Genomic DNA, 26,194 nt, shown 5'->3' on the forward strand with positions numbered 1-26,194 from the left:
TTTTTATCAATTTTCATTGCCCATTTCTTAGGCAATAATGCTTCATCAACCAAAGTTAGGGGGCTATGATGAAAAAAGTATTAGTGATCAAATCATCGTTAAATGGTGAGCAAGGCAACTCAAATAAGTTAACTGACGAGTTTTTAATTAAGCTGCAAAAGACAACAGACTTCACCGTTACCGAAAGAGATTTAAGTGTTGAGCGGATTCCTCATCTTAGCCAAGAAGAGATGGGTGCTTGGATGGCAAGTCCTGACGAGCGTACACCAGAGCAAATCGAATTAGCAGCATTATCGCAAGCGTTGATCGACGAACTGCAAGCTCATGACACGATCGTAGTGGCAATGCCGATGTATAATTTTGGTGTACCGTCTAACTTTAAAGCTTGGGTTGACCGAGTCGCGCGAGCCGGCATAACGTTTAAATATACGGAAACCGGTCCGGTTGGATTGTTGGACAACAAAGACGTCGTTATCGTTGCGGCTCGTGGCGGTATGTATGCGGGTACTGAAAAAGATAGTCAAAGCCAATACCTTAAGGATTTCTTTAGCTTTATTGGTTTGAGTGATATCCGTTTTATTTATGCCGAGGGATTAAATATGCCCGAAAAAGAGCAACGCTTGGTTAAGGCTAGCGAGCAAATGACAAAGGTAGCGGCAGAATTGGCGGCATAAAACTTACTTAACCTCAGGTTTGTATAAGAAATAGCACGAAAACGATAAAGTCAAACGCTTAAGGTTACTGTGACTTTATAGCGCGCTACTTTTTACGTAATTCAAGGCGAATTGTTGTAGGAATAGCCAGCTATTTCACGACAATATAACGAAGAAGTATGTAAAAATAGGCGTTAGAAATGCATTCCTTATGCAGAGCTGAGGTTACTTAAGTGGCTAAGCGATGATGTTGTCTTGGTAAAGTTTATCGATGACTTCTTCACTTAGCCCTAAACTAGTGCTCAGTATTTCTCTGGTTTGTTGACCAAGTGCAGGTGGTGCACTGCGATAAGAAACAGGTGTTTTAGATAAATTAATAGGGTTTGCGATGGTTGCTGCCAATGCATTATTGTCATGGTTAAACAGCTGGACCATTTGGCGGTGCTTTATTTGTGGATGATTAAATACATCGCTTAGTTGATTGACGGCACCACAGGGAACTGAAAGCGGCTCTAAGTGTTCCAACCACCATTGACAGGTACGTTGAGCGAGTTCTTCATTCAAAATAGCAATCAGCTTTTGTCGATTGTTGACTCGTGCTTGGTTAGTGCTGTACTTGGGATCTTCTGCTAACTCTATTCGGTTAATTAACTGACAAAACTTTTCAAATTGTCGATCATTACCAATGGCAAGAATAATGTATCCATCTAGGGTCGCAAAAGTTTGGTATGGGACAATGTTAGGATGGCCATTTCCATGCCGAGTAGGATTACTTCCGGTTGCCAAATAATTAAAGCCTTGGTTTGCTAGTGTCGCTAGCTGAACATCGAGTAAAGAAATATCGATAAACTGACCAATGTTTTGTTGCTGGCGAGCAAATAAAGCCGCCATTATTGCATTAGCAGCATAAAGGCCGGTCATGACATCAACCACAGCAACACCCACTTTCATTGGTTGGCCATCAGGCTCACCAGTTAAGCTCATTAAACCGCCTTCACCTTGGATCATAGCGTCATAACCGGCTTTGTGAGCGCATGGGCCGTTTTGTCCAAAACCAGTAATCGAACAAAATATAAGCGTCGGGTTGATACTTTTTAGTGATTGATAATCAAGGCCATATTGTTGCAGCCCGCCTACCTTAAAATTTTCAATCACGACATCAGCTTGTTTTACCAATGATTTAATCAAGGCTTGCCCTTGAGCTTTACTGATATCAATAGCAACTGATTTCTTATTTCGATTAGCGCAATGAAAATAAGCCGCTTGTTCGGTATCATTGTGCTGAGAGGGCATAAAAGGAGGGCCCCAATGACGAGTATCATCACCACCTTTAGGGTTTTCGACTTTAATCACTTCTGCACCCAAATCAGCGAGCATTTGTGATGCCCAAGGGCCAGCTAAAATACGACTTAAATCAATAACCTTAATATTTTCTAGTGCAGACTTCATTCGTGCTTATCTTACACTCAAATTAGGGAGAAATATTTGATAAAAAAAGCAATGACGATAACAACATAAGGGAAGGCAACAGTGGGTCTTAATGCATTCTTACCGTACTCAAACATCAATTTGATCGCATTTGGTCGATTTGCTAAAAACTCACTTTGAAATTGAAAAGCCTTCGTTGCTTGGCCATTTTCACTATTAATTGCTGATTCTAAGATTAAAAGTCGTTGTTCAATTCTGCTTTGGAACGTATTCCATATGGCGTTTTGCCCCCAAAAACACAAAGTGAGTACTAATAGCCAAAGGGATAAATAATCATTGGCAAGATAGAGGGCTACGCTCGCTAAACAGACTAATTTTATGATCAGTCCATATTTTTCATAGCTGTCGCATTGGTTTTGCAGGAGTTGCCATTCAGTTTGCAAAGCTGACGTGTTTTTCATTGCTTTTCCTCGTAACTAAGTTAACTAATCTACTTTACACAAAGCTAAACAGCTTAATAGGACTTTGCATCTTAATCTCATCATAACCTATTTAAAATTAATCAGTAAAAATTAATCAATTTACAAGCTTTTTCAACAAGTGCTAAATATTTAATGTTGACTTGGGCTCACTTCCTTAATTAAAAATACCCCATCGAAATGTTGCTGCCAGTTGGACACGTTAATCGCAGCGTTTGCTTCGTAGTTAAATCCATGTAGTTCCAATTGTTGATACTGTTGTTCATCGAATTGCTTCGGGTAAATAAATCGTATTGATTGTTGGGGTGTAAATTGTTGTTTGAGTTGGTATCCAAGGTGGCGTTTAGTTAGCAGGGGTAATGGTTTGACTTGCCCGTCAATATAATCACGATAAGCACCTGAAAGCCCAGCGATATTAACGTGGTATGTTTGTTCTGGATAATAGCTGTTTAGTCGTGTGGCAAGGTTGTCGTAGTTTTTATCGAGATACCCTTTACGATTAACGTGAACATAGTGCCCCCAGATTATGACTTTCTGCTGAGGATAAACATGCTCCATTAACCATCTGATATTATCGGCCATGATCAAATCGTGTTCATCAAAGCGACGATAATTGTGCTCGACCTCAAAGAGGCGAATAACCCCTTTCAGTAATTGCGCGTAATAGCTTGGCGAGTCAATGTTTGGCTGTTTGTCGATAGATTCAAGCGCGGAAATTAATTGATAAGTCTGCTTGATGTGATTAATTTTTTGCTGTTCAGTTAAAGAGGCAGGCTTGCGATCTAGACTCGATTGGAGAAGCGTTGCAAAACTCTGCCAATTTTGTGGCTTTTGACTTTCAAGCAAGTATGTATCGACAATTGTTTTCAGCATTGGCACCAATTGGCTTACCGAATGTTCACCACTTAAACGGCCATCAAATCCACTAAGTTGGAGTGACTTTTCTTGCTGCCTTTGTTGGTCAATGTAGTTTAATAGTTCGGTAAAACCTTGGTCTGTTGCGTAGCCATAAAATATATTGCCAGGGGCAAGCGTGGTTAAGTTTGCTGTCTCAGACTGAGCTGATTTTTTATCTATTTCCTGTACATCGTAAAGGCCACTCTCTAACAACAACACATTGAAGTTATGCTGTTGATGGAGGTATTTAATTAAGCGCGTCTTTAATGCGTAAACTTCATGCTCTCCATGGGTTAACTCATCAAGGTAGATTATGCGTTTATCTTTGATTTGTTCGCCAAAAATAGCTAAATCAGAGTAATCATCTTGAATACTCATAGCGCAAACGGCATTCGCGTGAAAAAACAGAACGATCAAACTGAGCAATTTAGCGAATATTGAAAATGGTTTCATAAAAATCCTTATCTTGTGTGAGATGACTGAGCTTTACCTGTAAGCATGCGAGATAAGGTGTCATCTCGATCAATAAAATGATGTTTTAGTGCTGCTAAAAGGTGCATTATGACAATTAGGGTAAAGAGATAACCTAAGTATTGGTGAATAAAGTCGCCTAAGTTACTGAGCATTAAATTTGGCGCAATAACTTGCCCCTTTTCATTATAATAACTCGGGATTAACTCAACACTCCCTATACTGACGCCGTAGCCACCAAAGCCAGAATATAGCAAGCCTGATATTGGCATTAATAAGCTGGCGAGTAACAGAAATTGATGCGTGTAGTGCACTAATTTTTGATGTGGAGTGCCTAAAGCAGCAGAGGGCCATGGATGTCTGTAGCGGATTAAGAGGCGGATGATGATGATGGCAAGGGCGATAAAACCAATAGCTTTGTGCCAATCATATAAGCCATAGTGGTTACCATCAGACATGTACAGCCCCGTTGACAGTAACCCAATAATAATCAAGGCACTGAGCCAGTGCATGTAGCGTGTTTGCTGTTTTAAATCAGATGACATGCTGTTCCTTTCAATTAAATGTTTTCGCTAAAGCTACCTATAAAAATCCTTTAAAACCAATATGCTGGGATGAATGGAACGATTTTGTGACTAACGAACGGGTGTTTTTTCTTTGTTGCTTTCACGTTTTGTTTCTTTCAGGTTTTGTTTCTTTCAGGTTTTTGTCGAAATTTAACTGGTGCTTTAATTGTTGCTTTAAAAGGCTTTTATATCGTTTGCTCACCGCTACATGTTGGTTGTTGGTCAGTAAAACATAGCCGTTACCAGAGGCTTGATTGGTTAGCGATTTTACTTTTTTAAGATTAATAATATGACTACGGTGACATTGAAAAAAATAACTTGGTAATAACTTTAGTAGTTGTTTTAGTGTGCCTCGTTTTAAGTAATTGCCATGATTGGTTTCGATTTCAATGTAGTTGCCACTAGCATTGACAACAGTGATATCGCAAGTAGCTAATTGCAATGGACGGCCAAGATGTTCAACATCGATATTTTGAGTTGTTGAGTGATTAACTGGCGTTATGGTTGACCTTTTAGATCTTCGCATTTGAACCATGAAAAACCAATATAAGTAAACAGCAATAAAGATGGCGACCTGCTTAGGAGTAAAAAGCACAATATAAGCGATAACATCGTGGTTAAGAATGTAGGTTAAATCGAAAGAAATTTGCAGGCTAACTGCCAGAATAACCATCGGAAACCCTATCGATATTGCGATCAAACTATGCTTATACCGGCTCGATAAAGCGGTTAATATCATTAATGCTAATGGCGTAAAGAAAAACCACACCCCTGAAAGCTTTAGCCACCATAAAAGGTGACTGATAAATTGAGTTTGCCCTTTAGCGACAAAGCTATAATAAAAAATGCTGTAAACAACAATAAATAGCAAATACAGTAAACTAAACCAAGCTAAGTAGGTTAAAGATTGCGCGAATTCGGGGCACAATATTAATCGACGTTTTTGCTTGTCTATTTGCTTTGTTAATTGCCTTTTTACGCAAGAAAATGTTTGACGCTGAGCTTTCAATAACACTTGAAGAGTACATTTGAAATTTCAATGGTATGAGACAGATAGCTTATTGATTACAGGCTAGGATAACAACCGCTAGTTTATTAGACTTTAGTCGTAGTGACGAGGCATTTGGGGCTAACAATTTTTATCTGCTATAGTATCTTTGTTGCTTGGATGTAACGAGTTTTGTCAAGGAAGAGCGTGGCTACTTGTTCTCTATTAATACTTGATTTTGCATTTTAGTAACGTGTGAATTTATTTTAAGCATGAATATATTAAGGAGAATAACATGGCTTACCCATGGCGCGATAATTTTGCTTGCACGAGCGTTTATGCAATTTTACGTAGCAAAAAAATGCTCGATCAATCCACTATCCCTTCAGTATTTAGTCAAGCGGGTGACACGAAACTCGGCAGTTTAACTTATTATCCTAAAACCAGTAACGATCAAACATTGCGAGAGAATCAAGCGACTATCATTGCCAATACTTTTGTTAACTATCTTGATAATTTGGGAGTGGTTGAATCAATGGAAGCCGATGGAACCACAATCGCTGACATTAAAAATCAGTTGAAAGCTGTGTTTATGGATGGTGATAAAACCTTAGTCGATGTTGCAGAAGCACTGGATGATTTGATCAAATTTTTTGACGAATAATGACTACATATTAAGGATGATAACATGAAATTTTTCTCTTCTTTATTGATGGCCGCCAGTGCGATGGGTTATAGCGCTAACGCCATGGCTGATGACCCATTGAAAGAATTATTTGGCTTAGATTTACTTAATAATAAAAATAGCCAAGTTCGATTGGGATTATACGGTAATGATACTGGGGACCAGTCAACCGTTGGGGTTGAGTTTAAGTTCGATAAGCAGTGGAGCTTCAATAAGAAGTTTACCAATCCTCAATCAAATCAACGTGACAATTTCATGAAGCTGCCGAGCAATCTTAGGCCAACGTCACAGGACTTGATTAGCATCGGACAAAATGATTACTCGGGGATTTCTGCTGAAAAAATGGCGGCTTGGTTTAAAGCATATGATCATAATGTTGATAGTTATACCGATTTTGCGGCAAGCCTCAGTGCAGAAGGATTATTAGCGCTAAAACAAGAAAATAACCTCAAAGACTACACCAGATTTCGTGGCGAAGCGCATTATAAAAGTTGGATCGCTAATCATTATACCTATGCAATAGGTGGTTTTACTGCCTATGAAACGGATCAATCAAATGATAATGCTCAATTTGGCTATGGTTTAACCGCTTACGGTCAATATTGGTTTCAACAAGGTATTGCTAATGAATATGCTTTTTTTAAAATTGATTATGCTCAAATAAACCCTAAAGATAACAGTCAACGACTTAGTGTCCTATCAGGAGACGATGACAGCTATTATCGCTGGGAAGTAAACACTACGGTGCAACTCGACGTGTCATTAGAGCAAGTCGATAAAGTAGAGTTTTCCTATCGATACTTTTATGAGCCTGGAGCACCTGAATTAATTAAGCAAGCTGATATGAACAAGTTTAGTCTGGCAACTGTTGGAATCTATTTTGACCAAGGTTGGTTTATTGCTTATAGCGATGGTAAGCTGCCATTTAGCGCCCAAGAGCAACAGATTTACCAAATTGGCTGGTCATATTCGTTTAACTAAGCTTGGTCTAAGAGTTAAGTTGCGATGCCGAGGCTTATCAGGCGTCGCAACATGTAACCTTAAATATTTCGTTGTTTTATCATTATTCATTACAGTAATTGAGAGAATCGGCCACTCATGTATAAGCCATAAAGCAGTCCTAAGGTACCGCCGCCACCACCGATGACCCAGCCAACGACACACCACAATCGAGTACTTTTAACCTTCTTAGCCGCTTGCGGATCTGAAGACGCTTGGCGTTGTAGATTTTCGATACTAATTCGATTGGTTGCTGTGACATTGACTGCTAAGCCCGCAATAAATAAGGCATAGGTAAGCACGGGGAATAGCCAACCTTGAGAATATATATAGCTAAGGCCAAATATAAGTGATGTAATTGCAATGAGTATATTACTGCGCCATTTGATCCGTTTTAGTGTTTCAATATCTGCCTGATTATCGATATGTTTCAGTACCTTGTTAATAGCAAAGCTATTGGCGATTATTGCTATTACACCACCAATGGCCGCACCGCCAAGTGAAGCAAGCAATTTACTTAACCAATGGCTATTTTTTGATACTGCACTATAAGTTAACGTGCTTGCTGCAACTGGGCTTGCGGTCATCGCTGTTGTTGCAAAGACACTCACCAGTCCAACAGGCGCGGTTGCTAAAATAACTTTACCATATTTGGCGAGCACTGAAGATTTAATGGTTTCTCGGGCTCGTTGCAAGCGCTTGCGCACCGTTGTTTCATTTAGTTCGAGTAACTCAGCAACCACTCGACTATTGCTGTCTTCGCGATAATACAATAATACGATTTCTTTGCTTTCATCAGGTAGCGTGTCAAGTAGGTGCCTGATAAGCCTATTCTGTTGCTCTTTTATTAGCGCGGTATCGTGTTGTTCATTTTCACTCAGTGTTTCCAGTAAGCTTTCTAGCGCTTCATCATCCTGATTCTCTTGTCGATAGCTCTTTTTATCACGAATAAAATTGAATGCCGTGTATCGTGTTATTTGCCTTACCCATGGCAGTAAACTGTCATTGTTGTTAAGCTGATCAAGTTGTTGCCACATTTTAATAAAGACCAGTTGGCACACATCTTCACTGTCTTGAACATCTTTCGTGATAGCCAAAGCGATACTGCTGACAGTATTACTGACTTTTGCTAGTAGCGTTTTAAACGCGGCTTTGTCGCCTTGTTTAGCGAGCCCAACATAATGGCTAATGGTATCGGAGCCGCCATTAACATGAGTTGTTACTGACATTATGCTTGCTCCTTAATAAATTGAGTAATTGCTGCCACTAACCATTCGGGTTGATCCCACATCAAAAAATGTCGCCCTTGATTATTCATTTTCAACTCCACTTGAGCTGAGTTTTTCAGTTGCGTTTGATAAAGTTGCTTAGCGGCAAGTTGCTGCTCTGGCGTTGCAAAGCCACCAGATGCTCCTATTAATAGCATAGGTGTTTTAAGCTTGGCTAGTTCACTACGTAAATCTTTGCTCATCACCGAGTGGAAAGCACTTGCTGCGGTTGTGGGATCGGAATTTTCTGCCATGGTGAGAATATCAGCGTATCGCATCGTATTACTGGTTTGAATAGAGATCGCTTGTTGGGCCATCATTTTCATTTGCTCAGCATTTGCGTGTTGATACATCTGCTTTATTGATGTCGCTTGGTAAGCAATATCGTCAACTGTGGTGTCGTTGGTGCGAGTAAATACTGGACCGATAAACGGTAAACCATCTACAGAGATTGCCGCTTTTAAGGGTAATTCTTTCTCTAGTGCTAGTTCAAAAGCCATTAAGCCGCCCATGCTATGGCCGATAAATATGGGGTTTTGCAGTGATGAGTGTGCTATGTATTGCTTTACTTCATTAATAATTTGAGGGTAAATATTGTCTGCTTGCTGGCAAGCAGGGTTTTTGCCAAAACCTGCTATCGATAACTGATGTACTTGATAATCTTTACTTAAATTTTCAGCAATAGGCTGCCAAACTCGCTCATCGCTAATAAAGCCAGGCATAAGCAAAATTGCTTGTCCTTGACCAGAAACTTTTGTGTTTAAGCAGCTAGCATTGGCTTCTGTGCTCAATAGTGAGTATGCGAGGATAAGAAAGTGGAATATATTTTTAATCATCTTAGTGTCCTTAATTAATGGGCTCATTAACAAAGTCACTAAGAAATAGAAAAGTGTGACAAAAAATTTTAATAACTAAAAAATCATTTTTAATCATGATAACGTTGATCATGGATTTGTATGGAGCGAACTTGCGCTAGTGAATAGCGATAAAAAGATTTTTTACGGATTCCCTCATGTGATCTGGCCTATAGAGGGCATTCGCTTTCCAATACTTGAGGCTTTAGTTATAACGATTTTACACGTTATCGTGATCTTTCGTTGAGAAATTTTTATTCATTATTTTATGAGTGTAATAATATATCGTCATGAATCCACCAATACTATTTGACGGTTTCGCTTTTATTCAGCTTTTTGCCACAGGGTTGGCGTTGTTTTTAGCTGCGGTTAACCTAAAAAAACCTAAAAGTGCTTCCTCTACCTTTCCATTTATCAGTGGTATTTTTTTACTGCTCGGGATCAACATATTCCATGATTGGGCGGTTTACTCCCAATATATTTTACAAGCGCCAAATTTGTTAGGCCTTGGCCCAATTCATTTTTATATTATCGGCCCACTGATCTATCTTTATATCGTCCAGCTCTGTCGTGGAAACACTACATCGAACCCAAAAGTGCTTTTGCATTTTGTACCTGCTATTTTTTTTCAATTGGACCGGCTTGATATTTATTTTCAATCGAGCGCTCAAAAGCTCGCAATCATTGAATACCATTTAAGCAGTATTGATAGTGCTGATATGAATCTGCATTCTTTAGAAAATTTGGTGCTCTATTTATTGCCACGTTTACACTGGTTGATGTATCTATTTTTAGCGCGTCAAATAATTTATAAAACTCAAGTTAACAGCCGTTCTAAACCCATGCTGCAAAGGATAAGAACATTTATCAACGTCTACCTATTTCTGCAGATCAGTGTTCTAAGCACTCAATTTGTCGCTGATTACTTGAATTTGGATTATGTCGAGTTGCGTGGTGTGGTTCAGGCGCTTACTGTTTATTTAATTGCGCTACTTGCGATGAATTACTCTGAGCAATTAGCGTCTCAGAAAATCAGTGCTGTAGGGCAGATGACAGAGGAGGAGCATGCACTTTGGCTCAAAATAAAGGCTGCATTAGAGCAACAACATCAATATAGAGATCCCAAATTGTCTTTAAACTCTTTAGCGACTTCTTTATCTTGTAGTACTCAGGAAATATCTAGGTTGCTAAATCAATTTGTTGGCCTCGGGTTTAATGCATATATTAACCAATTGCGTATTAAAGAAGCATGTACAAAGCTCGACGATCTCAGTTACAAAGATAATAGTAGGACACTTGAGAAGCTAGGATATGATGTTGGTTTTAATTCTAAAAGTACTTTTTATCGTGTATTTAAGGCCCAGGTTGGTGTGAACCCAGGCGACTATTTAGAAAATAAACAAGCTGATTAACGTGAAATGGATGTTAATCAACCCAAAGGTATGTCACTGACTTTCTAGTAACGTCTTCAATACTCTCCCCTCAGGGCTTAATAAGACAAACTTCCCACTACTGAAATCGTTGTTAATCAGGCTAACGGCAATTTCTCCAGTTGCTGGTGAGACCGATGGAGCTAAGGCACTCCAGCCATGCTCAGGTTTATACAATGACTGCTCCTGATGTTGAGTATTTAGCAACATTATTTGATTATTCTTATCGTAAACAATATTTTCCCCCCAAAATTGAGGGTGGCTCGCTCTTTCATCACCTTGGGCTTTTGCGAAATGATGCTGCTTGCCATTATTAATCGTCACATGGGTAATAAATGAAGTTGCTTCATTCATGCCAAAGTCCAGCAATATGAATTGACTGTCAAGACTCCAGCTGGGGTGATATTCATTGCTCTTGGATTGCACAAGATGTTTTTCTTCAAAAGTTTCGAGATTAAACAGGTGTAGATCAAAGTTGTTTTTATCAACCTGCTTATCGTAGGCCAACCATTGGCCATCCGGCGATGGTGCAGGATGCATTACCTCGCCAGTTATTTTCGCAAGGTAAGTTACTTGTTTGCTAGTAACATCAATTTTGAAAATACCGCTATTTTGGGCGCTGCGACCTGAAGCATAAACGTATTTTCCGTCATGAGAAAACTTCGGGCTATGCAACCAATATTGATCATCGGTTAGTTGGATCACTTCTTGTGTTTTGACATTGATCATCTTAATCAGCATGGCTTTACCAATGCGGTCGTGGTATGTCAGCCAGTTTCCATCTGGTGACCAAGTTGGCTTCATCGGGACTGCAAAACACACCGTGCTGAACACCACGATCGACAAGATTGTTAAATGTTTAAATAAGCTCATAAGTTACGTACCTTTTTATCCGTTATTGGAATAGGTATTTCAGCAGAACCATTCCTATTTGTATGGTTCAGAGCGTCTCAATTATGTTTTTGAGAATAATTTGACAAAAAAGTAACGGTAATTTGTAGAAAAAGGACTGAAATGCTAAGCCACTTTTAGTGGCAATCGTGCAATACAAATTGAAAAAAGCAACAAGGTAGTGTTAATAGCAATTCTCTTACTGCATTTTTAATATTTCCTGTTTAAGCTGCTGAGCCTGTTCAAAATTGGGGTCAAAGCGCAGAGCGTCATCCAAGTATTTCTCTGCGAGCGATTTATTGCCAGTTTTAACATAGCCCTGTGCAAAAATATAAGCTGTCAACGATGCAGGGTTTTTAGTTTGCCCTGAAATGATACTTTGGTGTAAATCGTCGTCATAGTGTGTCTTTAGCATCATCGCCACATGCGCCGCAATATGCGCCAAAGCTTGGTAATAGTTCTCGTCTTGTGAAATAGGGTAGGCTTTTGACCATAGATACTGTTGAGTATCAATATCTAATAATTGTACAACCAGAGTTGAATGGTCGCTATTATTGCCGATACCTATTAAAACGGTAGCGTCCACCGTGTTGGATTTATCGCTAAACACTTCGATATCTGGGAGCTTAATTAAAACTTCAGATAACATAAAAGAAAAGCCATCTGCAAACGCGCGGTCTTGTTGGCTCCCTTGTTTCGGTGAGACTGAAGCGATGTTTAACTTAATATTGGAAGCAGATGACGTGTAATTTATCATCAGCAAGCTCAGCAGCACTAGTGCAGTAAAACTTACCAACGCGACGATTTGCCATCTGACGCCATGCGTTGATTGGTTGCCAATGACCTTAGAACTTGCATTTTGTATTGGCTCTTCAGCATTATCTATGGCGAAATTAATGTCCTTTTTTTGAACATAATACCCTTTGCTACGTTCATTTTTAATAACGTCTTCGCCGTGGCATTTTTTTAGCTCTGAACGGAGTAATTTTATTCTTTGGCGCACTGTATCTTCGCCAATATGTTCGGTTTGCCAAACCAGTTTTTTAAGTTGTTCTACCGATAGTGGTGAGGGGCTGTGCTCTATTAGTACCTTTAGCAAGTTAAATGATTTTGATTTGAGCTCGAGGTTGTTTCCAGTAGTATCAACTATTCTTTTATTCTGCAAATCTAAGCTCAAGGAAGCTTGCATGTGATTGTTATAACTGTTTGTTTCTAATGTATATTCACTTTTCTTCACACAGCTTACCTGTTTTGGAAAGGGAGGTTGAGTTTAAGATGGTTGTGATGATTAACCAAGCAATAAATTATGGAGAACTTCGTTAATGAAAGCAACTAAACTCAATCGTCGTGCGTTTAAGATAAAGTATTTATTCAAGCTGAAATTATGTTTACTGGTGATAGGTTTTGTTGGTATGGCTAGCGCTTCTGCAGAGCGTGTGCTAAATCAGCATCATGCAAGTTTTTCTCCGAAAGGAAAACAGATGATTTTTCACTCACAAGTCCCAAATGGGCGGGGGGGAATGCTCACGCAACTATTTATAAAAAGCCTGCCTGACGGCGTAATTCATCAATTTGCAGCCAACCGTTTTTTGATAATGCAGGAGCCGCGCTGGTCACCTGATGGTCAATGGATAGCTTTCATTGGCGGGGAAGGTTATGGCTTAGGACAGTCTGGTTTGTATATAGTGCGTCCAGATGGTAGCCACCTTAAGCAACTTTTCATCAGTCCTGATGGGTTAACTAAAGCGCCTAGCTGGCATCCCGATAGTACCAAGATTGCTTTTGATCTTAGAGCACCACAACAAGCTAGGTCACAACTTTATGTGATTGACTTGCAGGGAAAGTACCAACCATTGACAACTATTCAACAAGGGATGGTGCTGCAACCTGAGTGGTCGCCAAATGGAGAATCTTTGGTCGCGGTTCTGCAGCTCGAGACTCATTCAAATTTGATGGTGCTTTCAGTCGATCACCCTAATAATTTTGAGGTCATAACTGATACCTCAGATACAGAAACCATGCCGATTTGGGGGGCAGATGGAAAGCGCATCATCTTTTCTCGTCTGCTATCTAGCGAAGGACAACATGACCTTTTTATGCTTGACTACGAAACAAAAGTGGAAAAGCGATTAACATCAACGAAAGATATCCATGAGTTTTTCCCGTTACCCTATGGCTCTGAAAATCAACTTTTTTATGACCAAGTGATCTTTGATCAATCGGGTAAGTCATCAACCGTAAAACGGCTTACGTTGGCTGACTAAAGCGGATATTTTCTTGCCGCTGCCGCATTTAAGAGCAGCGGCGATTGTCGGTTATACGGTTCAAAAGCTTCGATAATTCGGGTGTAAGAAAGAGTTGAAAGCTATAGCCATTCATCTACTTTCTTTGCTTGGTGATTGCGCCACTTGTTTTCGATATTGAGTGGGAGTAACCTGCATTTTCTCTTTAAATACGCGATAAAAAGTGGCTTTAGAGCTAAAGCCCGCTTCTAATGCTAATGTCTGGATATCTTTATCGCTTTGATCGCTATCTGCTAATAACTCCTTAACATAATTAATCCGATACTCATTCATATAATCATTAAAATTTAGGCCTACCTCTTTATTAATAACTTGCGAGATCATTGCAATCGATAAGCCGGTAGCATTCGATAAATCCGCTTGCCTAAAATCAGGTAGGCAAAATAACTTATCCTTACTGATCGTCGCTTCAATAGAGGCTAATAGACTTTTGCTTAGATCTTCATCGAGTACATTTTTCTGATATTTTTGGGTACTTTTACTCGAAAAAATGTCAGTTAGTCGATGTTTAAATAAAAACACTGCAATTAGCAAGGTAAGAGCTCCTAGCCCAATGGCATTAATTGACGTAGACAAACTTTTAGAGATTTCCGCGATAGCCGGAAAGTAAAATGTTGAACGGTATAGCAACCAAAATATGCAATATCCCAATAGGATATAAAACAACATATGTATCAGTAGTTTTCGAGCGATGGTGAAATGCTGAGTATTAACTTTGGCTTGCTTTAACAACCAACAACTTAAGATGAGATAAATAAAGCGATGGCTGTAGAATATGAGCATATTGGTAAGCTCAGTTAGTGTTAAAACACTGGGGCTGGTAATTTGACCCTGTTGATAGAATGATTCTAGAAAAATCAATTTTTCATTTGCAGAGCGAAAAATTTTTGGCAAGCGCGATAGTTGATGAATAACAAAAGGTACGAAGTGCAATAAATGCCATAACGATAGCGGTTTATCTGGCCTGAGTAATTTTAATGTGATCAACAATATTAGCGGCCCAATTAGATAAGTGCTAAAGGGACCAAAACCGAGAATGTGAGGAAATGATAACGCCAGTTTAGAATGCAAAAAAACGCTATGGCCAAGCGCAATAACAAAGGCAAGCAGCAGGACAGTGATTAACCATGAAATACCTAATCGAGGGTATGTAAGGACAACAAAACACGCTAATAGCACGCCTTGAGCTAAAGCCAAAAAGCCAATAAAACTAGTAAAGTCAAAAATAAGCATAATAATTAAACTCCCCTAATTATCAGTCATTAAAGAGATTAATCAGGGGTTTTAAGTCTCAATTTTTAAGATGAGACATTTGATAATGCCTTACAGCATATAGTTGAGCGGAGTATTAGGCAACACGTTGAGAGAGGCATTATGTTTAAAAAGTTAGTCGTTGGATTAGTGATGGGTAGTGTGGCATTTAAGATGAGTGCACAAGAGAGTCAATATGGACCGATATGGTCGCCTGACGGTCGCTACCTTGCTTATACGCAAGTCGATGAGCAAACAGACTGGGAAGTGATGATCAAAGATGAGCAAACAGGAAAAATTAAAAGAGTGACGGATAGTAAAGGGTACGATACTGATATCACTTGGTCACCTGATGGAAAATATTTAGCTTACACTTCGAGTCGAAGTGGCAACAGAGATATTTACCTTTATGATGTAGCTAAACATCAAGAAACACGGTTAGTTTCAAATGCGGCAATGGATAATCAACCTAAATGGTCACCTAACGGAGAGTACCTCGTATTTTTATCCCGCCGCAATGGGCTCAGTCAATTGTATCTATATCACTTTGCAACGCAACAAACAGCCCAGTTGACAGATTTAGACGGCCACGTGTTTCACCCTAGCTGGCACCCTGACGCCCGTGCTGTCATATTTGATCGACAAATAGAGGGTAAATCACAAATATTCAGCGTTGACTTAGCATCGAAAAAGGTCACTAACCTTTACCATGGCCCAGGTAGCAATATTGCCGCGGTATTAAGAGGGTCAAGGTTGATTTTTTCATCCAATCGTTCAGGCAACTGGGACATCATTCAATATGATATCTTAAGTGGTGAAGAAAAAGCCTTGGTAGCTACCCCTCAAAATGAAATGAAGGCAGACTGGCATCCTATTAAAAATGAAATAACTTTTACCCAACAAAACTCAAAAGGTCAATATCAGCTGGTGACCTTAGCACTTTAAAACGGATGGAGGCGATAGAAAGCGATCTTAAGCTTAGTGATCATATGCCTTTGTTATATTATTTCACTTAAACTTTCAAGCCAGCTAATTGCAGTATTGGCTGGCGTTAATTATTTTCTCGTAACATGATAAAGAAAAATATATCTTGTTACATCGTTTAGTTGTCAACAAATTGTTAATCAGTTAATTTCTGTATTAGGACTTTTTAATGAACTGAAGTTCTGCAATTAGCTCCCTAAATATCAATTAAGCTGACAAAGTACTGTGTTATGAAAGTTCATAGAGTCGAAGATTTTGAAGGGTTGGGAAAAAGTAGAGCACGCTCTTCTTATGCCGTTTATTCTGAATTAACTCAAGGTTCATGTCAGGGAACATCTGAAATGATCTCGATAAAAATGGTGCTGTCGGGAGAAGAGCATTATCATGTTGGCTCTCGCCGTTTTAAATTGCAGAAAGGTCAGTTTTTATTGACGCCAGCCGGTGCTGAGGTTCAAGGTGTAATACCTAATCGTGCTAAAGGGCTGTGTTTATTTATTCCTAACGCCTTACTGCAAGAGTTCACTCAACCAAGCGATGAGTTGAACAGTGGGTTTAATATGTCTTATTTTCAGGGTTTTAACCCAATAGACTTTGCTACTGCCAGCACTGGCATAGGGAAGCTATTGCAAAAAACTTCACTAGAGCAACTAGCTTCTCCAGAAAGTGAACAAATGATTGTTGAATCGTTAGCAGGACATTTTGACTATCTGGCACAAATGGATCGCAAGCTTGATGGCGTGAAATCGTCGACAAGACAGGAGCTACTGAGACGATTGGAGCGTGCCAAAGCTTTCATATTGGCGAATCTCGAGCATCAAGTAGATTTAGCGGAACTTGCACAAGTAGCCAACCTATCGAAGTTCCATTTAAACCGCCTTTTTAAGGTGGTTTATGGAGAACCGCCACTTCGACTGCACCAGAACTTTCGTCTTGACTGGGCTTTGGAGCAATTGCAACACGGAAAAACAACCTCTCAAGTGTCAGAATTACTAAACTTTGCTTCGGTTACCGGCTTTTCTCGCGCGTTTTTTCGCCGTCATGGTGTTCGACCGAGTACCTTACGTCACGCTAACTGAGCATTCTCATAGCAATTGGTCACTAGCGCTTGGTTTTAGCAATTTCGGATCACAAGGCTTTTTCAAACCTTTGTTAGCATAGTGGAAAACAGTTGATGTTGAGGAAGTATCTATGAAAATTAAGCCGCTGTTATTGAGTCTAGCCTGTCTAGGAACGTTGGCATTGCATAACGCTGCACTAGCGTTAGATCGAGAAGTTCGTCTTGGCTTTCAACCTGTACCTTTAGCCGCAGAACAGTTAAAAACACTGCAGCTTGAGGGCCAACGTTTATCAGTCGGTCATGTCCTTCCAGGGGGAAGTTTCGCGTCTGCTGGCCTTATAACAGGGGATATTGTTCTTTCTATTAATGAGCAAGCGATTTTTGGTCGTGAAGATTTAGGTAAAGCCAAAGCATTACTTCGAGCAGGAGAAACGTTTAGCGCTCAAGTTTTACGTGACGGGAAGATACTTAAGGTGGAAGGCATCGCCCAAGCCATGCAAACCGAACGCTTTAAAGGTGCTGACGTCGAGCTTGACGCGGTGCCGTTTGACAATGGCTATTTAAGAGCCATTCTCGTTAAACCGAAAAATGTTAATAACCCTCCGGTCGTTTACTACATTCAAGGATATACTTGTGGCACGGTAGAAATGCAAAGCCCTAAGCACCCCGTATATGATTTTGTTCAAGGACTTATTGACCAGGGTATAGCTGTTTGGCGGGTTGAAAAACATGGCATTGGCGACAGCAATAATGAAAAACATTGTCGCGATGTTGGCTTTCAGCAGGAGGTTGATGGTTTTAGTGCCGGTTTTAAACAGTTGGCCAGTCGCACCGATATCGATGCCAGTAATATCTTTCTCTTTGGACACAGTATGGGAGGCTACCAAGCACCCGCTATGGTCGCTGATGGTATCAAGCCTGCTGGCGTGGCTATTTTCGGTACTGGGCTTTTGCGTTGGCGCGATTATATGCGCAATATTGTTCGCTACCAGTCAACGCTAATGGGCACAGGTGATCCGGTTGAATCTGAGCAAACGCTACTGACGGCTGATGAGGCAATCACAATGTTGTTTAAACCGGGCGCAAGTTTTGCCGAGGTCAATAAAGCCTATCCACAAGGATTACAAGCCTTTGGAGAGTTGTTTGGCTGGCGTGGCGATGAATATATTCTAGGTCGCTCATTAAAGTTTATGCAGGATGTTGATGCATACCCTATTACTAAAGCCTGGTCGAAAGTTGATGTGCCAGTGTTAGCGTTAGCGGGCGAGGTTGATATGGCGATTATCGACCCTTTTGATACCGAATATATCGCTCGTATCGTTGATACTTATCATCCCGGGTTAGCGCGTTTTGAAGAAGTTGCAGGCACTAATCATTATATGGCCTATGTTGGCGGGCATGAACAAATGCGCAAATTAAGACAAAGTGGCGAGTATGAAAAGGTGCAATATGACACTAACCCTAAGCTCACTGAAATAACCGCAAACTGGGTAAAAGAAATAACGAATAGCAAGGTTGAGACCCAAACGAAAAGTTAATAATAATAACAAGAGTCATCGAGCTGTTTACCTCAACAGCAATTAGTATCTTGCGCCTCTTTGAGGCGCTTTTTTATTGAAGGTGAATACGATATTGATTAAATACGTTATTCTTTCGCTGCGACTAAATCTGAAAATTTGGTAGCGGGATGGGTATTAGGGATTGCCATATAAGCGTCAAAAGCAACCACAAGGCTTCGAAAGTCGCGGTCTAAAAACTGGAACTTTTCAAGGTGCTCTCGAATCGGTCTTAAATCAACTACAAAGATGTCATCATTATCCTTAATAGAGTTTACAAAAGGGTGGGTTGTGTTGTTGGTAATATCGGTATTGGTTAATTCGCCATACATAGATTGACAGCGAGTTTTTTCGTCACTGTTATCATTAGAGTCTTGACCACTAGAAAGTTTGCCGCCTCCTGAGCATTCAATGAAGATATTGAATTTGTGGCCACCAACGACTTTGGCGTAAGCTTGAATAAATGAGCCAAAGGTTACTCTACCTAACAGCTCGTCAACGTTTGCACCTGCATGATAGCCGCCAAATTTAAAAAATACTTTCGGGTCTGTGTTTAAGCGTTTTCGTTCAGCACGAATATCCCGTAAAAAGTTATCTTTCATCAACTCTTCACGAACAATATTCGATTTAGCTTTTGCAATTCTTATCGGTTTTGAAAAACCACCGTAGATATAGTTACTCGTTTCCATATCATCGAGAAGATGTTGTACTCTGCTATTGTTGATTTTCCTAAAGTGTGCGGTGAGTTCCTTCATTTTTTCTGGGGCTAAATCGGCAAACAAATAAGGCGATGTTTTCAGCGCTTGTTGGTATTCCTTGATGATGTCTTTTTGCTCGGCTGTGCTGGCAAATTGTGAGAGAAAGTTTAGGTGGGCAGGGAAACCCAAGAGAAACTCTTGATCTGGGCCAATAAAGAAATTGGTTTTATTGGCAGAGCTCTGATACATGGCTGCCGCCATTTCGGCCTCTTCAACCCAACCCATAAAGGCAATAGAGTTAAAACCGACTTCTGAGCTTAAATAGCGGTTTAACTGACCATAGCCCCCCGCTTTAAGCTGATTCTCCATAGTATATGCGCCGAAAGGGCTGATTTCTAAAGCCGCGTGGCTATAACCATGTTGCACCAAACCTTCAAAAATACTGGCACTAATATAAGGTATTTCAGCTAGACCATGGCGCTCACCGATTAGGAAATACTGTGCTTGTGCCCCTTGTTCAATTAACCAATTAAGCCCTTCGCCGGAGGCCTTTTTATTGGCAAGCTTAATTGGATAAGTGTTTTTCGACACGAGCTCATTGAACAAGGCTATATTTTCTGGTTTTGCCGCGGTGGTTTGCTGAGCAAATACCAGCGCTGTTAGCGCAATAGAGGTTTTTAGCAATTTTTTCATAGTAAATCCTTATTGAAAAAGATGCCTATAACATTAACGGTAAGTGCTTTGATGAAAAGCACTTTGCCCCTGAAACGACAATATTAGAGGGTGAATCGTTAATGAGCGGTGAAAGGAAAACGTAAAAAGCTGAGGCTATACAGCTGAGATTGCCAGCAAAGAAGTTGACTAAATATCGAAATACCAAGCTTTGACTTCTTTAGCTTTATCTCGGCTGACATTAACGGCAAAGTCACAGGCAGGAGTTAAGGAGACGCGTAGCTTACTGCCCAATGTTTTCTTTAACGATGTAATTGCACTGCGGTGCGCAATTACTTTGCGATTTAATCGGATAAAATCTTTCGAGAGAGTTTGTGATTCAATATCGTTTAAAGAGCCTTGAATAGAGTAAGTTTTATTATCATGCGTGACACAAAAACTACTGTCGTCACTATAAAAATAAGCGATATGTTTACTGGATAAATTGACTAATTCGTTTCCTCGCTTGCCAATAAAGCAACGTTGTTTTGGCGCTTTTGATTGCTGAGTTTGATAGTCATGCGCTAGCTGATTAAGGTGAGCTGGTCGGTGAAAGGCTTGGTATTTATCTAGTGCTTTTTGTATTGATGTTAAAGACAGTGGCTTAAGTAAATAGTCAACGCTATTTAGCTCAAAGGCTTTTATCGCGTATTGGTCGTATGCAGTTGTAAATATTACTGGCGTTGAAACCTTAACCTGTGTAAATATTTCAAATGAATTACCGTCTGACAATTGTACGTCAATCAAGAGTAAATCGGGGGGGTCAAAGCGTTGCAAAGCGTCTATTGAAGATTCAACACTTTGCAGCCAACGACTGACTTGGCATTTTGGCATCACTTTATCTAGAGAACGCTTAAGTAATTGATACGCAGCAAGTTCATCTTCAATTATCCATACGTTAATCAAGCTGGGCAACCTTTAGTAATGGCACAGATACAGTAAATTTATCTGATTTATCATCAATAATCATTTTGTGGTCACAAATCAGCGCATAACGCTGCGCTAAATTTTTAAGGCCTAAGCCGGTTGAATCAACACCTGTCTTAAGGTTTTTATTATTGTCGAAAATCAAATAACCATCATTTTGGCTTATGCGGCATCTCAGTGGGTGTTGAAGATCTATTCGGTTGTGCTTGATAACATTTTCTAATAATAACTGCAGTGTGAAAGGCGGTAAAAACAGATCGTCCTGTTGGCTCACTTCAATCACTAAGTTAAAGCTGTCGCCGAATCGCTGGGTTAATAATACGCTAAATTGCTGCAAAAAATTGAGTTCTTGTTCTAGAGGGACGAGTTGTTTGCCCGTTTCTTTTAGCATATAGCGGAGCAAATCAGAAAGATGGTTGATAAAGTCATGCGCCTGTGCTGATTCTTCCGGAATTAACGAGGATAAGGTATTTAAATTATTAAATAGGAAATGAGGATTTAATTGCGTTTGTAATGCTTGAAGTTGAAATTGAGCATTCTGTTTTTGTAACTCAAGATTAATGAGTTGGGCTTGCCGCTGCCCTTCTAGATGACGTAACAGCATCACAAATAAGCTAACAGCGATAGCGACTAACACGCCATGCACGGCATAATTATATAAATGAAGGCGCTGTATATGGTCATTTTGATTCATAACCTCAATCAACAACAATTTTGTCGCTATTTGGGCAGCGATAGAGAGAACACTAATGACAACAAAAGAAAGAAGTACATTTTGAATGCGAATACTGTGCTCTTTTTTAATAAAAAAAGCACCAACCAACCAATAGAGATACATCAAGACTATTTGTTGTGCTATTGCCCACCAAGAAAACTGTTCTGGTCCTGAAAACTGACTTGTCCAGTATATATTGAGGTAGATAAAAGCCCCTAAAATTGCCGGTATTAACCAATAAACTCGGACATGTGAATACTGTTCATTCAGTTTTTGCATTTCTTAATGGTAGCTATGTATTGTGATTTGTCATATTACAAACAGTGAAGCAAGGCCGCTAGTTATTTCATTGATAAGTAAATAGGGCACTGCTCAAATTTACAATTCACTTTGCTCAACGTAGACAAATTTTAAGCTTGATATTACCACTAGCTATTCGTTTTGTAATTGATAGACATTAAACCAAATTTGCAGCTTTTATCGTTCGGATCATGGCTTTTGCATGAACTTAAAATAACGTCTTTACAAGTGTCAGGCATGTAGGGCAGGGTCATGTTGAGCTCTTCTTTGGATAAGTGACGATTATCTGAGAGAAATTGAGACATCGAATTAATACGACATTGTTGATATGCTTTTTGGATAGTCTCGTTGTTCGAAATTTTTACCGTGTGCATCTGAGCCAAAACATTCTCACTTTGCCAATCGTCGTCATTGGCGTTGTATTGGTCAATAACCACCATTGCGACAATGACTAAAAGCATTAGGCCGATCTTAGTAGAATGACTCACGATATAAATCCTTATTTCTCAGTAGCTGGTTGTTTAGTTAATCATGGAGCGTTTGGGTGTAAACTCAAGAAAGCAGCTTACTAAAAAAACGTTATAGAATCGAAAGAAAACTATGTCAAAGTGGTGCAGAATGTAAAAGTTTGATTAATATTATTGCGTTTTAGGGGGGGGCTTTGTCGTTTACTGATAGTTGAAATCGAATAAATATATTAATTCATTCGATTTTCCTAAGAAGAGTAGCGAGTGTCATCATGTCATGAAAAGATTGGCTATAAGAAAAAATTTGTTACACCTCTGATGATTTAATGGTGTTTTCTTAATGATTTGTTTGGTTAATGTCGTTATAAAAAGTGGTTAAATGATGCCTTTTGTAGTGCCGACCTTGAGTATGAATTGATCAGTTACACTTTAATTAGTAACTTATGATCTCTCATAATTATGCCGAAGACAAAGTTGCTCCGTATCCTTTATCAGGTAAGGGCTACTTTAGCCCTATTAGATTTAATTAAAACGAAGACAATTCTAACGTAGTAATTTGCAGTAATTTTAATAGGTCGCATTTAGAAATAGTGAAAATGATTGAGCTATGACTCGGCTAATCCAAATACCTTCTCATATGATGGATCAAACCTTCGCTATTGAATTCTAGGACATATATGGTTCGGCCGATAAAATGCTTTTCCTTACCTTGTTTTATGTATATTGCGTTTTCCTTAATTACAGCGACAGCAGTGTTGGTGCCTAAGACAAGACTTTCAATGTCTAATTTATAAGAAATATTATTCGGTTTTCTTTGAGTATATGCTTCCCGGGGCTTTACAACCCCACTCATTGTTACACCGTAGGCAGCATGATAATCAGTGAGATCATCAGCGATATAAGCGAAATAGTTCTCCAAATCATTTTCGCTCATTTCGGGTTGATATAAAGCAGCCATAGTCGAGAAAAATCCTTCCACTTTGGCTTTGTTTATTTCTGCTTTACAGTTGGGTATTGTTGATAGAATAAGCAGCGAAACTAATAAATATTTTTTCATAATTGTCACCTTCATTTTTAATAGTATTTAATCTGAATGCTTACTGAATCAGCTTATTTAGCCTATCAATCTGCGTTTTGAAAAAATTTGCGTTGCTAGATGACTTTTCTTCTGCCAATTTTAAACCTTGCTTATAAACCGCTAAAGCCTTGTCAGGTTGTCTGGCATCTTCATAAATCTGAGCTAGCGCGTTAAGCGCACGTAAAGAATCAGGGTGTTTTCTAGCGCTTAGCTCTAGAATTTCCAGCCCTTTTTCTTGCTCTCCATCATCAAAAATGGAAAAACCAAGTTGTCTAAATGCGATTTCTGGTATTTCAGCAGTTACCGAGTATTTGCTGGCTCTCTTTTCAAAATAAGCTTTCAACCCCTTCATTTCACCACGCAACTTATAGTCGGCCAGTCCAGAATATCTTGGCAGTTGATAGTCAGAAAAACTAAACGATAAGCCTGCGTATAAAGTTAAGTAAGGCGTAGTCATATGTACCTGCTCTGGCATCGGGTCATATTTCCAGTTAAGCCCTTCTATTGGTAAGTCGTTCATTAGTCCAACAAAAGCATTGAGTGCATCAGTCGCACTTTTCCCTTCAGCAAGTTCATTGCCAAAGCTGATATAAAGAGACTTAGTTAACTGTTTCTCGGAAAGTTTAAAATGCTTGAATTTGTTGATTAACTCTGAGTTATTCATCTGAATAACTGGACTCGCAGCGATATAGTTATCAAATATCTCTGGTTGAGTAGCCAATACATCCATTGTAAATGCTCCAGCCATTGAATGACCAAAAAGTGTTTTATGCTTAGAGATACGGTATTTGCTGGCAATAAGAGAAAAAACCTCTTGTTTGATAAAGTTTAAAAAGTTCTCTTTTCCTGAAGATAAGTCTCTACGTCTTGTGCCTAGGTTATTGGTGATCGCAACAATAATGCTTGAAGGTATTAATGATTCGTTTTGTAAAATATCTTCTGCGGCAATTGCGTGTGCGAAGTGTCTCTTACCATCCAAAAGATAAAGTACAGGGTAGTCTTTAGTTGTTGAACCATAATCATTTGGTAAATTTACCAGTAGTTCTCTTTCCTCACCTAAAATACTAGAGTTAATTTTTATTGATATGTATTTTTGCTCAACACTGCGGTGTTCGACTAGTTCGGTATTAGTCGACGTTTGCATATTGTGATTTGATTCTATCGCCAAAAGATTACGGCTAATCAAAATAAGTATTGAACAACAAAAGGTAATGACCACTCTTTTAACATTCATCATGTAAACAGCTCCGAAAAGTAATTGGAAAGATTTATGGCGAGAAAATCTACCAAAGCCATGGAACCAAGCGTCAACCTCTATCGGATTTGCTTAAATTAATTTTAATTATGTTGCCAGTAATCACCTAAGGCATTGAAATATATAGCTCAATTATTTAGTCTCATGATGTGATATTTTTAATTCTTAAGAAGCAATTTTCATAGAGCTTGCTCTAAATTGACTAGGGGTTGTTTGCGTGTATTTCTTGAAAGCGTTATTGAATGAGGTTTTATTGTTAAAACCAACCTGATAAGCAACATCAATTATAGGTAATTTTTGAAATGCGGCATCAGCTAACATTTGCTTAGCTCGCTCGATTCGGGCTGAGTTTATAAAATCATAAAAGTTCTGTCCAAGTTGTTCATTCAGTGCTTGCGACAAATGATGAGGAGTAACGTCTAGATTTTCGGCTAGAGAAGCTAATGAGACCTCATTATCCATAAAAACTTCTTCATTGCGCATTAAAAAATTAAGCTGGTTAATAAGCTTCTGAGCGCTATTTTTAGTTAAAGTGGAGTTATCGTACTTACTATTCGCTTTAACCAGAACTTGTTCAAAATGGATTTCTGGCTTGCTTATTCCCCAGAAACCAATCAAAAAGATAAAAATGCATTCTGAAATACTAACGGCTAAACGCATTGATTCGAATACTTCAAACCCCATGAACCTTGCACTCATTTTAATCATTTCAATTACGAGCAGTATTACATAGCCAGCAATTATTAGCTTGAGCCAATCTACCTTTGCTTTTTCAAGATTCGATAGGTTTTGCTTAATATTCTCATGGTGCACTTTAATTCTCAGCCAGCATGCAACTAAGCAACAAACCAATTGAATGCTAACCAGCATAAAAAACCAATACCAAACGTACTGACTGAACCCTCCATCAATGAAATAAAAATGTGCACTTTTAAAAAAAACACCAAAAACAGGACCCGCAGCAAGTAAACCCCACGTGAAAGTCGACGGTTTTTCAGTCTGGGTGAAACTAACCGTGTATAAATATAGCAATGGACCAAGTAAAAATGGCAAATAAAAAATAGTTGGATGAATAATCAGGGAACTGTATGAAAGCGGTAAATAGCTAACATATTCATTCCACAGGGGAATAATATTTAGAACTATAAAAAGTGACAAAGTTCGGTTAGCCCAAAGCTGCCCTTTTTTCTTAAACAAAAGCAACAAGGATAGCGTAAGACCTTGCCCAACACTGAGTAAAAGAATTATTTTCAGAAATTCATCAGTCATATGTCGATACTAAC

25 protein-coding genes are annotated in these 26,194 nt (G+C 39.2%); 8 read left to right on the forward strand and 17 right to left on the reverse strand.

The window, feature by feature from the left end; genetic code table 11:
• Window positions 1–68: 68 nt before the first annotated feature.
• Window positions 69–674, forward strand: a complete 606-nt coding sequence (locus tag ACSLUH_RS03850; protein WP_448565217.1) for an FMN-dependent NADH-azoreductase — start codon at window positions 69–71, stop codon at window positions 672–674.
• A 216-nt stretch (window positions 675–890) separates the two neighbouring features.
• On the opposite strand, the gene ACSLUH_RS03855 is transcribed toward ACSLUH_RS03850, so the two are convergent.
• The 5 genes from ACSLUH_RS03855 to ACSLUH_RS03875 all read right to left on the reverse strand — a co-directional run bounded on the left by ACSLUH_RS03855 (window position 891) and on the right by ACSLUH_RS03875 (window position 5,509).
• Window positions 891–2,102 carry a CaiB/BaiF CoA transferase family protein gene (locus ACSLUH_RS03855; RefSeq protein WP_448564784.1) on the reverse strand — a complete coding sequence of 404 codons (1,212 nt, stop codon included), beginning with the start codon at window positions 2,100–2,102 and terminating at the stop codon, window positions 891–893.
• A 17-nt stretch (window positions 2,103–2,119) separates the two neighbouring features.
• Window positions 2,120–2,542, reverse strand: coding sequence for a hypothetical protein (locus tag ACSLUH_RS03860; protein WP_448564786.1), 423 nt, complete (start codon window positions 2,540–2,542; stop codon window positions 2,120–2,122).
• A gap of 150 nt (window positions 2,543–2,692) precedes the next feature.
• Entirely contained in the window at window positions 2,693–3,910 is a 1,218-nt protein-coding gene (locus ACSLUH_RS03865; protein WP_448564788.1) for an erythromycin esterase family protein, read from the reverse strand.
• An 8-nt stretch (window positions 3,911–3,918) separates the two neighbouring features.
• A complete protein-coding gene (locus ACSLUH_RS03870) occupies window positions 3,919–4,473 on the reverse strand; it encodes a cytochrome b (protein WP_448564790.1) in 555 nt (184 codons plus the stop codon).
• A gap of 121 nt (window positions 4,474–4,594) precedes the next feature.
• Window positions 4,595–5,509 (reverse strand): LytTR family DNA-binding domain-containing protein, encoded by a 915-nt coding sequence (locus ACSLUH_RS03875; RefSeq protein WP_448564792.1) that lies wholly within the window; start codon window positions 5,507–5,509, stop codon window positions 4,595–4,597.
• A 268-nt stretch (window positions 5,510–5,777) separates the two neighbouring features.
• Here ACSLUH_RS03875 and ACSLUH_RS03880 point away from each other — a divergent pair, with 268 nt between their 5' ends.
• Both ACSLUH_RS03880 and ACSLUH_RS03885 read left to right on the forward strand, forming a co-directional pair.
• Entirely contained in the window at window positions 5,778–6,146 is a 369-nt protein-coding gene (locus tag ACSLUH_RS03880) for a hypothetical protein (protein ID WP_448564794.1), read from the forward strand.
• A gap of 24 nt (window positions 6,147–6,170) precedes the next feature.
• Complete coding sequence (locus tag ACSLUH_RS03885) at window positions 6,171–7,148, forward strand: hypothetical protein (RefSeq protein WP_448564796.1); 978 nt, start codon at window positions 6,171–6,173, stop codon at window positions 7,146–7,148.
• An 89-nt stretch (window positions 7,149–7,237) separates the two neighbouring features.
• Here ACSLUH_RS03885 and ACSLUH_RS03890 read toward each other — a convergent pair whose 3' ends face one another.
• Window positions 7,238–8,395, reverse strand: a complete 1,158-nt coding sequence (locus ACSLUH_RS03890) for an RNA polymerase sigma factor (RefSeq protein ID WP_448564798.1) — start codon at window positions 8,393–8,395, stop codon at window positions 7,238–7,240.
• The gene (locus ACSLUH_RS03895; RefSeq protein WP_448564800.1) at window positions 8,395–9,270 is read right to left on the reverse strand and encodes an alpha/beta fold hydrolase; all 876 of its coding nucleotides are present in this window, start codon (window positions 9,268–9,270) and stop codon (window positions 8,395–8,397) included. The genes ACSLUH_RS03890 and ACSLUH_RS03895 overlap by 1 nt, the downstream gene beginning before the upstream one ends.
• A 308-nt stretch (window positions 9,271–9,578) precedes the next feature.
• Between ACSLUH_RS03895 and ACSLUH_RS03900 the strand changes: the two genes are divergently transcribed.
• Window positions 9,579–10,700: a helix-turn-helix domain-containing protein gene (locus ACSLUH_RS03900; RefSeq protein WP_448564802.1), complete on the forward strand. Its 1,122-nt coding sequence runs from the start codon at window positions 9,579–9,581 to the stop codon at window positions 10,698–10,700.
• A gap of 33 nt (window positions 10,701–10,733) precedes the next feature.
• Here ACSLUH_RS03900 and ACSLUH_RS03905 read toward each other — a convergent pair whose 3' ends face one another.
• Both ACSLUH_RS03905 and ACSLUH_RS03910 read right to left on the reverse strand, forming a co-directional pair.
• Complete coding sequence (locus tag ACSLUH_RS03905) at window positions 10,734–11,591, reverse strand: TolB family protein (RefSeq protein ID WP_448564804.1); 858 nt, start codon at window positions 11,589–11,591, stop codon at window positions 10,734–10,736.
• 217 nt (window positions 11,592–11,808) lie between these two features.
• Entirely contained in the window at window positions 11,809–12,846 is a 1,038-nt protein-coding gene (locus ACSLUH_RS03910; RefSeq protein WP_448564806.1) for a winged helix-turn-helix domain-containing protein, read from the reverse strand.
• Window positions 12,847–12,931: 85 nt separating this feature from the next.
• Between ACSLUH_RS03910 and ACSLUH_RS03915 the strand changes: the two genes are divergently transcribed.
• The gene (locus ACSLUH_RS03915) at window positions 12,932–13,873 is read left to right on the forward strand and encodes a TolB-like translocation protein (RefSeq protein ID WP_448564808.1); all 942 of its coding nucleotides are present in this window, start codon (window positions 12,932–12,934) and stop codon (window positions 13,871–13,873) included.
• A gap of 111 nt (window positions 13,874–13,984) precedes the next feature.
• On the opposite strand, the gene ACSLUH_RS03920 is transcribed toward ACSLUH_RS03915, so the two are convergent.
• Window positions 13,985–15,145, reverse strand: coding sequence for a helix-turn-helix domain-containing protein (locus ACSLUH_RS03920; protein ID WP_448564810.1), 1,161 nt, complete (start codon window positions 15,143–15,145; stop codon window positions 13,985–13,987).
• A 141-nt stretch (window positions 15,146–15,286) separates the two neighbouring features.
• On the opposite strand from ACSLUH_RS03920, the gene ACSLUH_RS03925 reads away from it, so the two are divergent.
• The 3 genes from ACSLUH_RS03925 (at window position 15,287) to ACSLUH_RS03935 (ending at window position 18,742) form a co-directional block, all read left to right on the forward strand.
• Entirely contained in the window at window positions 15,287–16,108 is an 822-nt protein-coding gene (locus ACSLUH_RS03925) for a TolB family protein (protein ID WP_448564812.1), read from the forward strand.
• 269 nt (window positions 16,109–16,377) lie between these two features.
• Window positions 16,378–17,223, forward strand: a complete 846-nt coding sequence (locus ACSLUH_RS03930; protein WP_448564814.1) for a helix-turn-helix domain-containing protein — start codon at window positions 16,378–16,380, stop codon at window positions 17,221–17,223.
• Window positions 17,224–17,335: 112 nt separating this feature from the next.
• Complete coding sequence (locus tag ACSLUH_RS03935; RefSeq protein WP_448564816.1) at window positions 17,336–18,742, forward strand: alpha/beta hydrolase family protein; 1,407 nt, start codon at window positions 17,336–17,338, stop codon at window positions 18,740–18,742.
• A gap of 107 nt (window positions 18,743–18,849) precedes the next feature.
• Here the strand turns inward: ACSLUH_RS03935 and ACSLUH_RS03940 are convergent, their stop codons facing one another.
• The 7 genes from ACSLUH_RS03940 to ACSLUH_RS03970 all read right to left on the reverse strand — a co-directional run bounded on the left by ACSLUH_RS03940 (window position 18,850) and on the right by ACSLUH_RS03970 (window position 26,180).
• Entirely contained in the window at window positions 18,850–20,151 is a 1,302-nt protein-coding gene (locus ACSLUH_RS03940; protein WP_448564818.1) for a hypothetical protein, read from the reverse strand.
• Window positions 20,152–20,319: 168 nt separating this feature from the next.
• Window positions 20,320–21,075, reverse strand: a complete 756-nt coding sequence (locus tag ACSLUH_RS03945; RefSeq protein WP_448564820.1) for a LytR/AlgR family response regulator transcription factor — start codon at window positions 21,073–21,075, stop codon at window positions 20,320–20,322.
• Window positions 21,068–22,090, reverse strand: a complete 1,023-nt coding sequence (locus ACSLUH_RS03950; protein WP_448564822.1) for a sensor histidine kinase — start codon at window positions 22,088–22,090, stop codon at window positions 21,068–21,070. Before ACSLUH_RS03950 ends, ACSLUH_RS03945 begins: the two co-directional genes overlap by 8 nt.
• A gap of 149 nt (window positions 22,091–22,239) precedes the next feature.
• Entirely contained in the window at window positions 22,240–22,599 is a 360-nt protein-coding gene (locus tag ACSLUH_RS03955; protein WP_448564824.1) for a hypothetical protein, read from the reverse strand.
• A 595-nt stretch (window positions 22,600–23,194) separates the two neighbouring features.
• Entirely contained in the window at window positions 23,195–23,635 is a 441-nt protein-coding gene (locus ACSLUH_RS03960) for a nuclear transport factor 2 family protein (protein WP_448564826.1), read from the reverse strand.
• Window positions 23,636–23,675: 40 nt separating this feature from the next.
• Complete coding sequence (locus ACSLUH_RS03965) at window positions 23,676–24,893, reverse strand: alpha/beta hydrolase-fold protein (protein ID WP_448564828.1); 1,218 nt, start codon at window positions 24,891–24,893, stop codon at window positions 23,676–23,678.
• A 183-nt stretch (window positions 24,894–25,076) separates the two neighbouring features.
• On the reverse strand, window positions 25,077–26,180 hold the full coding sequence (locus ACSLUH_RS03970; RefSeq protein WP_448564830.1) for a helix-turn-helix domain-containing protein: 1,104 nt from the start codon (window positions 26,178–26,180) through the stop codon (window positions 25,077–25,079).
• Between the last annotated feature and the right edge of the window lie 14 nt (window positions 26,181–26,194).

Source organism: Thalassotalea ganghwensis, assembly GCF_053485795.1.

Bases quoted from the DNA above. Each gene is read 5' to 3' on its own strand.
- ACSLUH_RS03860 (WP_448564786.1), bottom strand. From the start codon at position 2,542: ATGAAAAACACGTCAGCTTTGCAAACTGAATGGCAACTCCTGCAAAAC.
- ACSLUH_RS03855 (WP_448564784.1), bottom strand. From the start codon at position 2,102: ATGAAGTCTGCACTAGAAAATATTAAGGTTATTGATTTAAGTCGTATT.
- ACSLUH_RS03915 (WP_448564808.1), top strand. From the start codon at position 12,932: ATGAAAGCAACTAAACTCAATCGTCGTGCGTTTAAGATAAAGTATTTA.
- ACSLUH_RS03900 (WP_448564802.1), top strand. From the start codon at position 9,579: ATGAATCCACCAATACTATTTGACGGTTTCGCTTTTATTCAGCTTTTT.
- ACSLUH_RS03895 (WP_448564800.1), bottom strand. From the start codon at position 9,270: ATGATTAAAAATATATTCCACTTTCTTATCCTCGCATACTCACTATTG.
- ACSLUH_RS03905 (WP_448564804.1), bottom strand. From the start codon at position 11,591: ATGAGCTTATTTAAACATTTAACAATCTTGTCGATCGTGGTGTTCAGC.
- ACSLUH_RS03850 (WP_448565217.1), top strand. From the start codon at position 69: ATGAAAAAAGTATTAGTGATCAAATCATCGTTAAATGGTGAGCAAGGC.
- ACSLUH_RS03885 (WP_448564796.1), top strand. From the start codon at position 6,171: ATGAAATTTTTCTCTTCTTTATTGATGGCCGCCAGTGCGATGGGTTAT.
- ACSLUH_RS03940 (WP_448564818.1), bottom strand. From the start codon at position 20,151: ATGAAAAAATTGCTAAAAACCTCTATTGCGCTAACAGCGCTGGTATTT.
- ACSLUH_RS03870 (WP_448564790.1), bottom strand. From the start codon at position 4,473: ATGTCATCTGATTTAAAACAGCAAACACGCTACATGCACTGGCTCAGT.
- ACSLUH_RS03925 (WP_448564812.1), top strand. From the start codon at position 15,287: ATGTTTAAAAAGTTAGTCGTTGGATTAGTGATGGGTAGTGTGGCATTT.
- ACSLUH_RS03865 (WP_448564788.1), bottom strand. From the start codon at position 3,910: ATGAAACCATTTTCAATATTCGCTAAATTGCTCAGTTTGATCGTTCTG.
- ACSLUH_RS03970 (WP_448564830.1), bottom strand. From the start codon at position 26,180: ATGACTGATGAATTTCTGAAAATAATTCTTTTACTCAGTGTTGGGCAA.
- ACSLUH_RS03965 (WP_448564828.1), bottom strand. From the start codon at position 24,893: ATGATGAATGTTAAAAGAGTGGTCATTACCTTTTGTTGTTCAATACTT.
- ACSLUH_RS03890 (WP_448564798.1), bottom strand. From the start codon at position 8,395: ATGTCAGTAACAACTCATGTTAATGGCGGCTCCGATACCATTAGCCAT.
- ACSLUH_RS03950 (WP_448564822.1), bottom strand. From the start codon at position 22,090: ATGCAAAAACTGAATGAACAGTATTCACATGTCCGAGTTTATTGGTTA.
- ACSLUH_RS03935 (WP_448564816.1), top strand. From the start codon at position 17,336: ATGAAAATTAAGCCGCTGTTATTGAGTCTAGCCTGTCTAGGAACGTTG.
- ACSLUH_RS03880 (WP_448564794.1), top strand. From the start codon at position 5,778: ATGGCTTACCCATGGCGCGATAATTTTGCTTGCACGAGCGTTTATGCA.
- ACSLUH_RS03920 (WP_448564810.1), bottom strand. From the start codon at position 15,145: ATGCTTATTTTTGACTTTACTAGTTTTATTGGCTTTTTGGCTTTAGCT.
- ACSLUH_RS03930 (WP_448564814.1), top strand. From the start codon at position 16,378: ATGAAAGTTCATAGAGTCGAAGATTTTGAAGGGTTGGGAAAAAGTAGA.
- ACSLUH_RS03960 (WP_448564826.1), bottom strand. From the start codon at position 23,635: ATGAAAAAATATTTATTAGTTTCGCTGCTTATTCTATCAACAATACCC.